10 protein-coding genes and 2 pseudogenes are annotated in these 12,075 nt (G+C 69.2%); 8 read left to right on the top strand and 4 right to left on the bottom strand.

What is annotated here, in order from left to right; all coding sequences use genetic code 11:
- Nucleotides 1-288: pseudogene (locus tag AC01Y6_RS07460) on the bottom strand (PIG-L family deacetylase); the annotation flags it as partial.
- Between the two features lie 23 nt (nt 289-311).
- On the opposite strand from AC01Y6_RS07460, the gene AC01Y6_RS07455 reads away from it, so the two are divergent.
- On the top strand, nt 312-935 hold the full coding sequence (locus AC01Y6_RS07455; RefSeq protein ID WP_347240585.1) for a GNAT family N-acetyltransferase: 624 nt from the start codon (nt 312-314) through the stop codon (nt 933-935).
- Here AC01Y6_RS07455 and AC01Y6_RS07450 read toward each other — a convergent pair.
- Nucleotides 932-1,255 (bottom strand): heavy metal-binding domain-containing protein, encoded by a 324-nt coding sequence (locus tag AC01Y6_RS07450; protein WP_347240586.1) that lies wholly within the window; start codon nt 1,253-1,255, stop codon nt 932-934. The two genes, AC01Y6_RS07455 and AC01Y6_RS07450, sit on opposite strands and share 4 nt — an antisense overlap.
- Nucleotides 1,256-1,272: 17 nt before the next feature.
- On the opposite strand from AC01Y6_RS07450, the gene AC01Y6_RS07445 reads away from it, so the two are divergent.
- The 5 genes and pseudogenes from AC01Y6_RS07445 to AC01Y6_RS07425 all read left to right on the top strand — a co-directional run bounded on the left by AC01Y6_RS07445 (nt 1,273) and on the right by AC01Y6_RS07425 (nt 7,772).
- Entirely contained in the window at nt 1,273-3,474 is a 2,202-nt protein-coding gene (locus AC01Y6_RS07445; protein WP_476670946.1) for a DEAD/DEAH box helicase, read from the top strand.
- Between the two features lie 50 nt (nt 3,475-3,524).
- Nucleotides 3,525-3,935, top strand: coding sequence for a hypothetical protein (locus tag AC01Y6_RS07440; protein ID WP_428719802.1), 411 nt, complete (start codon nt 3,525-3,527; stop codon nt 3,933-3,935).
- Nucleotides 3,936-3,966: 31 nt separating this feature from the next.
- Nucleotides 3,967-4,479: pseudogene (locus tag AC01Y6_RS07435) on the top strand (zinc-ribbon domain-containing protein); the annotation flags it as partial.
- 407 nt (nt 4,480-4,886) lie between these two features.
- Nucleotides 4,887-6,617 (top strand): DNA primase, encoded by a 1,731-nt coding sequence (gene dnaG, locus AC01Y6_RS07430; protein ID WP_476670944.1) that lies wholly within the window; start codon nt 4,887-4,889, stop codon nt 6,615-6,617.
- A gap of 171 nt (nt 6,618-6,788) precedes the next feature.
- A complete protein-coding gene (locus tag AC01Y6_RS07425) occupies nt 6,789-7,772 on the top strand; it encodes a malate dehydrogenase (RefSeq protein ID WP_476670943.1) in 984 nt (327 codons plus the stop codon).
- Nucleotides 7,773-7,966: 194 nt separating this feature from the next.
- Here the strand turns inward: AC01Y6_RS07425 and AC01Y6_RS07420 are convergent, their stop codons facing one another.
- The gene (locus tag AC01Y6_RS07420; RefSeq protein ID WP_476670942.1) at nt 7,967-9,184 is read right to left on the bottom strand and encodes an aspartate kinase; all 1,218 of its coding nucleotides are present in this window, start codon (nt 9,182-9,184) and stop codon (nt 7,967-7,969) included.
- An 88-nt stretch (nt 9,185-9,272) separates the two neighbouring features.
- Here AC01Y6_RS07420 and AC01Y6_RS07415 point away from each other — a divergent pair, with 88 nt between their 5' ends.
- A complete protein-coding gene (locus AC01Y6_RS07415; RefSeq protein ID WP_476670941.1) occupies nt 9,273-10,400 on the top strand; it encodes a methyltransferase in 1,128 nt (375 codons plus the stop codon).
- Nucleotides 10,397-11,716 carry an RNA polymerase sigma factor RpoD gene (gene rpoD, locus AC01Y6_RS07410; protein ID WP_428719796.1) on the top strand — a complete coding sequence of 440 codons (1,320 nt, stop codon included), beginning with the start codon at nt 10,397-10,399 and terminating at the stop codon, nt 11,714-11,716. The genes AC01Y6_RS07415 and rpoD overlap by 4 nt, the downstream gene beginning before the upstream one ends.
- On the opposite strand, the gene AC01Y6_RS07405 is transcribed toward rpoD, so the two are convergent.
- A partial coding sequence (locus tag AC01Y6_RS07405) for a 2'-5' RNA ligase family protein (RefSeq protein ID WP_476670939.1) occupies nt 11,697-12,075 on the bottom strand: 379 nt, incomplete at its 5' end. The two genes, rpoD and AC01Y6_RS07405, sit on opposite strands and share 20 nt — an antisense overlap.

The following is a 12,075-nucleotide window of genomic DNA, read 5'->3' as shown; positions in this document are numbered from 1 at the left end:
TGCCGCCAACACCTCATCGTCGGGATGGGGGGCGAGCACGAGGAGGTGCTCCCTTTCCCCAGGCCCCGGAAAGAGGGGCAGGCGGCGCGCCCGGGCCGAGGAGAGGAGGGCGTGGTAGTAGGCGAAGACGAAACGGCCGTTGATGAAAGCCCAAACCCCCAAGGCGGCCAGGATCACCAGAAGGCGCTCGGTCCAAAGAAGCCCCAGCCAAATCCTCAGGGCCTCCCCCACGCTCAAGTAGAGGAGGAAGAGGAGGAGAAGCCACGGCCACGGGGCCAGACGGCGCACGAAGGCCATTCTAAACTGGAGGGGTGGCCACCCTGCGCCCGGCCCGCCCGGAGGACCTTCCCGCCATCGCCCGGCTATCCCACAAGACCCTCCTCCTGGGCCGGGAAGGCTCCCAGGTCTTCCCCAGCGAGGCCCTCTGGGGAGAGCTTTTCGTAGCCCCCTACCTAAGGGCCGGGTGCTGCTCCTTGGTGGCCGAGGAGGGGGGCCAGGTGGTGGGGTACATCCTGGGGGCCTGCGCCAGCCTTCCCCTGGCCCTGGCCCTCCTCGCCCGGTTGCCGGGGGTCCTCCTCCGCTTCCTTCTAGGGGGCTACGGCCCCAGGCTTCCCCACCTCCGCTACCTCCTCCGCCTCCTCCTCTTCCCGGGACCCCGGGCCCCCAAGGACCGCTACCCCGCCCACCTCCACATCGCCGTGGACCCCAAGGCCCAAGGACGGGGCCTCGGCAGGGCTCTCCTCGCCACTTTTCTGGACTGCATGAGGGAAAAGGGAGTCAGGGGGGTACAGCTTTCCACCACCCGGGCCAACCAGGCGGCCCGCGGGCTCTACCGGAGCCTGGGCTTCCGGGTCTACGCCAAGCGGGCGAGCCCCTTCTGGGCCCCCTACCTGGGCCGCCCCGTGATCCACGAGGTGTGGGTGAAGGGGTTTTAGGAGGAAAGCTTCACGGCGGTGCCGCTGGCGGTGACCATGAGCATGGAGTTGTTCGAGCCCAGGACCTCGTAGTCCACGTCCACGCCCACCACGGCGTCGGCGCCCAAGCGGAGGGCGGCCTCCGCCAGCTCTAGAAGGGCCGTCTCCCGGGCCCGCCGAAGCTCCGCCTCGTAAGCCCCGCTCCGCCCCCCCACGATGTCCCGCACCCGGGCGAAGATGTCCCGGAGGATGTTGGCCCCCACGATGGCCTCCCCAAAGACGATACCCAAGTAAGCCGTGATCTTCCTCCCCTGGACCTCTTGGGTGGTGGTGAGGATCATGCCCCCATAATAAGGGGGTGCTACCCGAGGCGCTTCGGGGGTTTTCCAGCTACCGGGAGTGGCTGGAGACGGAGGCGGAGTTCCGGGGGCGCATCGTCTTCGCCCGCCTCCTCCCCAGGAAGCCCCCGAGGCCCGCTCCCTACCAGGGGGCCTTCGCCGGGGTGGTGCGGGCGCTGGGCCTAAAGCCCTTCGCCCACCAGGCGGTGGCCCTAAGGGAGGTGGAGGCCGGGAGGAACGTGGTCATGGCCTACTCCACCGCCGCCGGGAAGAGCTTGGTGTTCCAGGTGCCGGTGCTAAAGGCGGCCCTGGAAGGGGGAACCAGCCTCCTCCTCTTCCCCACCAAGGCCCTGGCCCACGATCAGCTCAGGCGCCTTAAGGAGATGGCCCAGGCCCTGGGGGTAGAAGGGGTCTTCCCTTACGACGGGGACACCCCAGCCTCCACCCGGAAGGCGGCCCGGGAACGGGGGCTCGTCCTCCTCTCCAACCCGGACATGCTCCACTTCGGCCTCCTGCCCCGGCACGGGGAGTGGGCCTCCTTCCTCTCCCGCCTCCGCTACCTGGTCCTGGACGAGCTCCACGCCTACCGGGGGGTCTTTGGCACCCACGTGGCCTTGGTCCTCTTCCGCCTCCTGCGCCTGGCCCGCCACTACGGGGCGAGCCCCCAGGTCATCGCCGCCAGCGCCACCATCCAAAACCCCAAGGCCCACGCCGAAACCCTCACCGGCCTCCCCTTCGTGGAGCTTCGGGAAGAGGTGGCCCGTTCGGAAAGGGAGCTCCTCGTCCTCCTGCCCAAGCCCCTGGACCGCAAGGGGGAGCGCAGGCGGAGCCCCCTCCTCGAGGCCGCCTACCTGGCCAGGACCTTGGCGGAAGGGGGCTTGAGGGCCCTGGTCTTCGCCAACAGCCGCAAGGCGACGGAGCTCATCGCCCGCTACGCCGCCCACCCCGCCGTGCGCCCCTACCGGGCGGGCTATACCGCCAAGGACCGGAGAAGGCTGGAGGAGGCCCTAAAAAAGGGAGAGGTGCGGGTCCTGGTCTCCACCAGCGCCCTGGAGCTCGGGGTGGACATCGGGGAGCTGGACGCCGTGGTGCTCGTGGGCTACCCGGGCTCGGTGGCGGGCTTCTGGCAGCGGGCGGGGCGGGCGGGCCGGGGAGAACGGCGGGCCTTGGTGGTCTTCATCCCCCGGGAGGACCCCCTGGACGAGTACTTCCTCCACCACCCCCACCTCCTCCTGCAAAGCCCCCCGGAGGAGGCCGTGGCCGACCCCAAGAACCCCGTGCTCTGCCCCCTCCACCTCCACGCCGCCGCCTGGGAGCGGCCCCTGGCGCGGGAGGAGGTCCTGTGCGGGGAAGCCCTGCGGGAGCTCAAGGAGAAGGACGGGCGCTACTACACCCCCAAAAAGCGCCCCCACCAGGAGCTTAGCCTCCGGGGCCTTGGGGCCACCTTCACCCTAAGGGGGCCGGAAGGGGAGGTCCTGGGCCACCTGGACGAGCGCCAGGCCTACTGGGAGGCCCACCCCGGGGCCATCTACCTGCACCAGGGGGAGAGCTACCTGGTGAGGAACGTGGACCTAGGGAGGCGGGAGATCTGGCTTCTCCCCGCCCTGGAGGACTACTACACCGAGCCCCGGGCGGAGACCGACCTGGAGGTGCTCTCGGGGGAGCCCGTGGGCCACGGGGTCTACGTGGGGAAGGTGGTCCTGCGGGAGCGGGTGGTGGGGTACGTGAAGAAGCGCTTCTTCACGGGGAGCGTCCTGGAGGAGGTGCCCCTGGACCTGCCCGAGATCGCCTTCCCCACCGAGGCCCTCTGGTTCCACCCCGAGGTGGCGGTCCCCCTTCACCGGGTGCCCGGGGGAATCCACGCCCTGGAGCACGCCATGATCGGTCTCCTCCCCCTCTTTGTCCTGGCGGAGCGGCAGGACATCGGGGGGCTCTCCTACCCCTTCTACCCCAGGCCCCTGCCCTCGGCGGGCGGGGCCACGGTCTTCATCTACGACGGCTACCCGGGCGGGGTGGGCTACGCCCGGGCCGCCGCCCGGCGCTTCCCGGAGTGGCTCAGGGCCACCCTGGAGCTCCTCAAGGCCTGCCCGTGCGAGGCGGGGTGCCCCCGGTGCGTCCTCTCCCCCAAGTGCGGCAACGGCAACCAGTACCTGGACAAGGAGGCCGCCCTCCTCCTCGCCGCCCGCCTCGTCCTCTCCCTCCCGGCCCGGGTGGCGCACTGAGCCCCGGGCGGTGTTGCGGGCTCCGGGCCTGGGCGCGTAAACTTTTGCCCATGACCAGCCCAAAGCGGGCCATAGAGGAAAGCCCCGAGGCCTTCTACCAGCGCTTCCGGACCCACGCCCTCGAGGTCTACCTCTTCCCCGAGCCCTGGGGAAGCCCCCTGGTGGAGGTCCTTTGCGGGGACCAGGTGGTCTACGCCTTTGACCGGGGGGCTCCCCCGGCCCCCACGGGCCGGGTGAGGGCCCTCCTCCACGGGGCGGTGCGGAAGGCCAAGCCCTTGGAAGGAGCGCCTTTCCTTAGGCGGGAAGGCCCCACCTACCGCCTGGGGGGAAGGGCGGAGGCCCTGGGAGACGGCTTTTACCTCCTGGAAGCCCCCGTGCCCGTGCTGGTGCACGGGGAAGCCCCCTTGCCCGAGGAGGCCGAGGTCCTCCTCTGGCCTCCCTTGATGCTCTTCCGGGAGTGAGGGGGCCCTTGGGAGCGCCGGGTGGCCTGAGATGCGGTGCGCCTGCGGCCAGAAGAACCCCCCCGAGGCCCGGTTCTGCATGGCCTGCGGCCGGGCCCTGGAGGTGCTCCTGCCCGAGGAACGGCGCTTTGTCAGCGTGGTCTTCTTTGACCTGGTGGCCTCCAGCGAGGGCTTCCGGGAAGGTCTGGCCCCGGCTTACCAGCGCCTCCAGGGGGCCCTGGAGGAGGCCGCCCGGGTGGCCCGGGCCCACGGGGGCTTCGTCCACCGCTTCCTGGGGGACGGGATCCTGGTGCTCTTCGGGGCCCCCAGGGCCAGGGGACAGGAACCCTGGCGGGCCCTGGGGGCCGCCCTGGAGATGGTGGCCGCCTCCCCCTTCCCCGCCCGGGCGGGGGTGGCGAGCGGCCCCGTCCTCTGGGCGCCCTTGGGGAACGGGCAGGCGGGAGAGCCCACCGTCCTCGGGCCCGCCGTGGTCCTGGCCCAGCGCCTCTCCGGCATGGCCGGCCCGGGGGAGGTGCTCACCGAGCCCACCACCCTCGCCCTGGCCCACCACCGCTGGCTCAGGGGAGAAAACCCCAAGCCCTTCCTGAAGGAAGCCCTCCGGGAGGCGGGAAGGCTCTCCAACCCCTACGTGCACCACCTGGCCCTCACCTCCTTGGCCCTCTACCACTGGCCCCAAGACCCCAAGAAGGCCCGGGTCCTCTCCCAGCACCTCCTCTACCGGACCCACCGCACCGGCTTCCTGGTCCACCTGGAGGTGGCCCGGCTCCTCCGGGCCCAGCTCCTCTTGGAAGAGGGGGAGCGGGTGGACCACCTCCTGGGCTTCACTCCCTCGGTGCCCCTCACCCGGGGCTGGCGGCGGGCCCTCTTGGGCGAGGGGGGGTGGGAGGACCTCAAGGGGTACGGTATCCTGGGAAGGTGGGTTCGCCAGCTCTGGCGTAGGCGGAGGGTGCCGTGGACCGGGAAGGGGCTATAGAGGCCATAAAGCGCCGCCTTTCCCTCAAGGAGGTGGTCTCGCGCTACGTGGCCCTGAAGCCCGCAGGCCGCGGGCGCTGGAAGGGGCTTTGCCCCTTCCACCAGGAGAAGACCCCCTCCTTCTACGTGGACGAGGAGAAGGGCCTCTTCCACTGCTTCGGCTGCAAGGCCGGGGGGGACCTCGTCGCCTTCGTGGAGAGGATAGAGGGCCTGGACTTCCAGGCCGCCCTGGAGCGCCTGGCGGAGGAGGCCGGGGTGGAGCTCCCAAAGCGGGGAGGCCCGGAAAAGCGCAGGGAGCTCCTCGAGGTCCTCAAGCTGGCCCAGGCCTACTTCCGGGAAGGCCTCGAGGCCTCCGAGGAGGCCCGGGCCTACCTGAGGGCCCGGGGCCTCACCCCGGAAAGCCTCGCCCGCTTCGGCCTGGGCTACGCCCCCCCCAAGGCGGATGGCCTCCTCGCCCACCTCGCCCGCCACGGGGTGAGCCCGGAGGAGGGCCTGAAGGCGGGGGTGCTGGCGGAGCGGGACGGGCGCTTCTTTGACCGCTTCCGCCACCGCATCACCTTTCCCATCAAGGACCACCTGGGGCGCATCGTGGCCTTCACGGGAAGGGCCCTGGGGGAGGAGGGGCCCAAGTACCTGAACTCCCCGGAAACCCCCCTCTTCCGCAAGCGGGAGGTGCTCTTCGCCTACCCGGAGGCCAAGGCCAAGCTCCGGGAGGGACGGGCCATCGTGGTGGAGGGGCTTTTTGACGCCATCGCCCTCCACCAGATGGGCTTCGCCGAGACCGTGGCCGTTTTGGGCTCGGGGCTTTCCGAGGAGCAGGCCCGGCTCCTGAAGGCCCAGGAGGTGCGGGAGGTCTACCTGGCCTTTGACGCCGACGAGGCCGGGCAGAGGGCCACCCTGCAGAGCCTGGACCTGGAGATGGCCCGGCAGTTCCTCTTCTACGCCGTGCGCCTCCCCGCCAAGGACCCCGGGGAGCTCCTCCTCCACCCCGAGGGCCCCGCCCTCTTCCAAAAGGCCCTGGAGGAAGCCCTCCCCGAGGTGGAGTTCCGCTTCCAGGAGGCGGTGAAGGGCCTAGACCTCTCCCGGCCCGAGCACAAGCGGAAGGTCCTGGAGGCCCTCACCCCCAGGATGCTCTCCCTCGAGCCCTTTGACCCCGTGGCGGAAAGGCTCAAGGCCCTGGTGGTGGAGCGCCTGGGCCTCTCCCCCAAGGAGCTCAACGAGTACCTGCAAAGCCGCCGCCGGGGCAAGCCCCCGCCGCCCCCACCCCCAAAGGCCGAACCCAAAAACCGCGCCCTCCTCCTGGAGCTGGACGTCATCGCCCTCCTCCTCTCCCTTCCCCAGGAGCGCCTTTCGCACTGGGTGCTCTACGTGGCCGACCACGTCTGGCCCCCGGAAGGCTCCCTCCTCGCCGAGTTCCTGGAGCTCGCCAAGAAGGAGCCCCGCAAGGACTACCTGCGCCAGGTCCTGAGCCGCAAGGAGGCCGGGGGCATCCTCTTTGAGCGGCTCATGATGGCCCCCGAGGTGGAGGAGGCCCGCCTCCCCGAGGTGATGGAAAAGGCCTTGGCCCGCCTGCGGGAGGCCTACTACCTGGAGAGGCGGGCCAAGCTGAAGGAGCTTCTGCAGCAGAGCCCCAGCCTGGAGCTTCTGCGGGAGATCCAGGAGCTGGACCAGGCCATAGAGGCGGAAAGGCGCATCTACCGGGGCCTCTAATGCCCCCCAAAACCCTTTTGGCGTGAATCCTTCGCCTAAGCCAAGGCCTCTGTGGGGCTTCTTTCCCGGGGCCCCCATGCTGGCTTGCGCCAGCCTGGGGTGGTATAAGGGGATTCCCGGGGCCAGCGGGAAGTAAAATGCCCCTGGGCCTAGGCCCAAGGGAGGTAGAGGATGAAAAGCCCCGTTCGCGTGGCGGTGACCGGCGCCGCAGGCCAGATCGGCTACAGCCTCCTCTTCCGCATCGCCGCGGGAGAGATGTTGGGCAAGGACCAGCCCGTAATCCTCCAGCTCCTGGAAATACCCCAGGCCATGAGAGCCCTGGAGGGGGTCATCATGGAGCTGGAGGACTGCGCCTTCCCCCTCCTCCGCGGGATAGAGGCCACGGACGACCCCAAGGTGGCCTTCAAGGAGGCCGATTACGCCCTCTTGGTGGGGGCCGCCCCCCGGAAGGCGGGCATGGAAAGGCGGGACCTTTTGGAGATGAACGGCCGGATCTTCACCGAGCAGGGCCGGGCCCTGGCCGAGGTGGCCAAGCGGGAGGTGAAGGTCCTGGTGGTGGGCAACCCCGCCAACACCAACGCCCTCATCGCCTACAAGAACGCCCCGGGCCTCAACCCCCGGAACTTCACCGCCATGACCCGCCTGGACCACAACCGGGCCAAGGCCCAGCTCGCCAAGAAGACCGGGGTCCCCGTGGACCGCATCCGCAAGATCGCCGTCTGGGGCAACCACTCCTCCACCATGTTCCCCGACCTCTTCCACGCCGAGGTGGACGGGAAGCCCGCCCTGGAACTGGTGGACATGGAGTGGTACGAGAAGGACTTCATCCCCACCGTGGCCCAGCGGGGTGCGGCCATCATCCAGGCCCGGGGGGCTTCTAGCGCCGCCAGCGCCGCCAACGCCGCCATAGAGCACATCCGCGACTGGGCCCTGGGCACCCCGGAGGGGGACTGGGTCTCCATGGCCGTCCCCTCCCAAGGGGAGTACGGGATCCCCGAGGGGATCGTCTACTCCTTCCCGGTCACGGCCAAGGACGGGGCGTACCGGGTCGTGGAGGGTCTAGAGATCAACGCCTTCGCCCGCAAGCGCATGGAGATCACGGCCCAGGAGCTTTTGGACGAGATGGAGCAGGTGAAGGCCCTGGGCCTCATCTGATCCCACCCCATGCTGGCTTGTGCCAGCATGGGGACTCCGAAAAGGCTTCCTGGGGCCAGCAGGCGTACAAGCGGCCCTTTCCAAGCCCCTGCCTCTTCCGCGGCGGGGGCCCAGCTCAGCCCCTGGGCCAGGCCTCCGGGGCCCAGGGGTAGACCACCCAGGCCGCCTTCTCCTCGGCGTGTGCAGGCGCTCCCTCAGGCCTGGTCCAGCTCAAAGGCCCGGTGCACCGCCCTCAGGGCCGCCTCGGCGTGCTGGGCCGGGATGATCACGGAGATGCGCACCTCGCTGGTGGCGATCATCTCTATGTTGGCCCCGGTGGAGGCCACCGCCTGGAACATCTTGGCGGGGATCTCCGGGGCCGAGGCCAGGCCCACCCCCACGATGGACACCTTGGCGATGTCGGGCCTCAGGAGGGCCTCGCCCCCGATCTCGGCGAGGACGGGCTCTAGGGCCTCCAGGGCCTCCTGGGCGAAGTCCTTCTTCACCGTGAAGGCCATCTGCTGCCTCGAGGGGTCGTGCCCCGGCACCCCCTGGATGATCATGTCCACGGCGATGCCCCTTTCGGCCAGGGCCTGGAAGACCTTGGCCGCGATGCCCGGCTGGTCCGGGATGCCGATGAGCCCGATCTGGGCGTGGTCCAGGTCCAGGGCCGCCCCCGTCACCGTCTTGCCCATTTCCATAGCCACCTCCTTCACCAGGGTACCGGGGTTGTAGGAGAAGCTGGAACGCACGTGGAGGACCACCCCGTAGCGCTTGGCGTAGTAGACCGCCCGGGGGTGGAGGACCCTGGCCCCCAAAGCGGCCATCTCCAGCATCTGGTCGTAGCCGATGACCTCTAGCTTCCTCGCCTCGGGGATGAGGTGGGGGTCTGTGGTGTAGACCCCTTCGGTGTCCGTGTAGATCTCGCACTCCCTGGCCCCAAGGGCGGCGGCGATGGCCACGGCGGTGGTGTCCGACCCTCCTCGGCCCAGGGTGGTGATCTCCCCCTCCCGGGTGGTCCCCATGAAGCCCGCGATCACCGCCACGAAGCCCTGGTCCAGGGCTTCCCGGATACGGCCAGGGTCCACCTCGAGGATCCGGGCGTCCCCGTAGCGCCCGTCGGTGGTGATGCCGATCTGGTGCTGGACGAAGCCCCTGGCCGGGATCCCCATGGCCCAAAGCTGCATGGAGAGGAGGGCCACGGAGACCTGCTCCCCCGTGGTGGTGAGGAGGTCCAGCTCGCGGAAAGGGGGTCTTGGGTTCACCCGCTTGGCCAGGGCGATGAGCTCGTCGGTGGTGTGGCCCATGGCCGAGACCACCACCGCGAGCCTGTGCCCCTTCTCCCGGTAGTGGGCGATGCGCTGGGCCACCTTGTGGATCCTTTCCAGGTCCCCCACCGAGGTGCCGCCGTACTTTTGAACCACCAGGGCCACGCTTCCCTCCTTCCCCGCCCAAGGGCGGTTTGAAAGGGAATGTTAGCACATTTGCCCCCCAGGCTGAAGCCCCGTATCCTGAAAGGACGTGGGCCTGACCCTCGCCGAGTACCACCGCCTCACCCCCCTGCCCCGGCCCGGGGGAGTGCTCTACGTGAAGCCGGGGGCCCGGGGCTTCCGGGACCCGGTCTACGACCTCCTGCAGAAGACCGTGGAGCCCTTTGGCCAAAAGGCCCTGGACCTCAACCCCGGGGTGGGCTGGGGAAGCCTTCCCCTGGAGGGAAAGATGGCGGTGGAGCGCCTGGAGACCTCCCGGGCCGCCTTCCGATGCCTCACGGCGAGCGGCCTAAAGGCCCGCCTCGCCCTTCCCTGGGAGGCCGAGGAAGGCGCCTACGACCTCGTGGTCCTGGCCCTCCCCGCGGGGCGGGGAAGCCGCTACGTGGAGGCGAGCCTGGTGGCCGCGGCCCGCGCCCTCCGCCCGGGGGGGCGGCTCTACCTCGCCGGGGACAAGAACAAGGGGTTTGAGCGCTACTTCAAGGAGGCGCGAAGGCTTCTCGGCTACGGCGTGGTGGTAAGGCGGGAAGGCCCCTACCGGGTGGCCCTCCTGGAGAAGGAGAAGGAGGCCCCGCCCCTTCCTCCCCTCTGGCACGCCTTCCAAACCCGCCTTCTAGGCCAGGAGTTCACCTTCCACCACCTCCCCGGGGTCTTCTCGGCGGGGAAGGTGGACCCCGCCTCCCTCCTCCTCCTCGAGGCCCTGAAGGGGGAGGTCGGGGACCTTAGGGGAAGGAGCGTCCTGGACCTGGGGGCGGGCTACGGGGCCCTCACCCTGCCCCTCGCCCGCCTGGGCGGGGAGGTCACGGCGGTGGAGGACGACTGGGCCTCCGTGCTCTCCCTAAAGGCGAGCCTCAGGGCCAACGGGCTTCGGGCCTCGGTCCTCCACTCCGACGTGGACGAGGCCTTGACGGAAGGGGAAGGGTTTGACATCATAGTGACGAACCCCCCCTTTCACGTGGGGGGTGCGGTCATCCTGGATGTGGCCCAGGCCTTCGTGGAAGCGGCGGCGGCCCGGTTAAGGCCGGGCGGTGGGTTTTTTCTGGTGGCTAACCCCTTTCTCAAGTACGAGCCCCTTTTGGAGGCGCGCTTCGGCGGCTTCAAGACCCTCTTGGTGAGGGAGTACAAGGTGCTTTTCGCGGCGAAGGAGGGAGGAAAGCCTTGAAGGCCAAGAAGAAGAACAAGACGCAGGCCAAGGCCCAGGAACCCGTGGCGGAGCTTTCCGCCTCCCCTACCGAGGCACCGGACCCCTTCTTGGAAAGAGGCCTCGCGGAGGCGGACCTCACCGACCTCCCCGAGCCCGACCCCGAGCTCTTGGAGGCCGAAGGGGATCTGGTCCTGGAGGAGCCCCTAGACCTGGAAGCGGACGATCTGCTCGCGGGCGAGGGAGAGGAGCTCTTTGAGGAAGAGGAGGAGCTGGCCCTCCCCAAGGTGTCCACCTCCGACCCCGTCCGCCAGTACCTCCACGAGATCGGCCAGGTGCCCCTCCTCACCCTGGAGGAGGAGATTGAGCTGGCGAGAAAGGTGGAGGAGGGCATGGAGGCCATCAAAAAGCTCTCCGAGGCCACGGGGCTTGATCCCGACCTCATCCGGGAGGTGGTGCGGGCCAAGATCCTGGGCACAGCCCGCATCCAGCAGATCCCCGGCCTCAAGGAGAAGCTTGACCCCAAGACCATAGAGGAGGTGGACCAGAAGCTGAAAAGCCTCCCCAAGGAGCTCAAGCGCTACCTGCACATCGCCCGGGAGGGGGAGGCGGCCAGACAGCACCTCATTGAGGCCAACCTCCGCCTGGTGGTCTCCATCGCCAAAAAGTACACGGGCCGGGGCCTCTCTTTCCTAGACCTTATCCAGGAAGGCAACCAGGGCCTCATCCGGGCGGTGGAAAAGTTTGAGTACAAGCGGCGCTTCAAGTTCTCCACCTACGCCACCTGGTGGATCCGGCAGGCCATCAACCGGGCCATCGCCGACCAGGCCCGCACCATCCGCATCCCGGTGCACATGGTGGAGACCATCAACAAGCTCTCCCGCACCTCCCGCCAGCTCCAGCAGGAGCTCGGCCGGGAGCCCACCTACGAGGAGATCGCCGAGGCCATGGGACCAGGCTGGGACGCCAAGCGGGTGGAGGAGACCTTTAAGATCGCCCAGGAGCCCGTTTCCCTGGAAACCCCCATCGGGGACGAGAAGGACAGCTTCTACGGGGACTTCATCCCCGACGAGAACCTCCCCTCCCCCGTGGAGGCCGCCGCCCAAAACCTCCTGGCCGAGGAGCTGGAAAAAGCCCTCTCCAAGCTCTCCGAGCGGGAGGCCATGGTGCTCAAGCTAAGGAAGGGGCTCATTGACGGGCGGGAGCACACCTTGGAAGAGGTAGGAGCCTACTTTGGCGTGACCCGGGAGCGGATCCGCCAGATTGAGAACAAGGCCCTCCGCAAACTCAAGTACCACGAGTCCCGCACGCGGAAGCTCAGGGACTTCCTGGACTAGCCCCCAGGAGAAAGCGGGCCACCTCCAAAAGCGCCTCCCCCTCGTCCCGCACCAGGGCCGCCTCCTTCACCAAGAAGGAGCGGCGGGGCGGGGACGGGAGGTTTTCCGCCAGGGCCTTCGCCTCCTCCTCGGAGAGGCCTAAGGCCAGGGTGAGGTGGGGGAGGTAGCTTGGGCCCTCTATCTCCTTGAGGGGCGGGGCCAGGGGCTCGAGGGCGTGGTAGAGCCTCCGGAAGGGGCTTCCCCCGTAGGCCCTGAGGTACACCACCCCCTGGGGGAAGTTTCCCCACCCGCCGAGGCGGACCCGAAAAGGCAGGTGGCCCCTCAGGATGCCCTGCAGGGCGATCCTGAGGGCCTCCTCC

Source organism: Thermus sp. (assembly GCF_056332225.1).
Note: the sequence above shows the minus strand (reverse complement) of the source record. Positions and strands in the feature narration are given on the sequence as shown.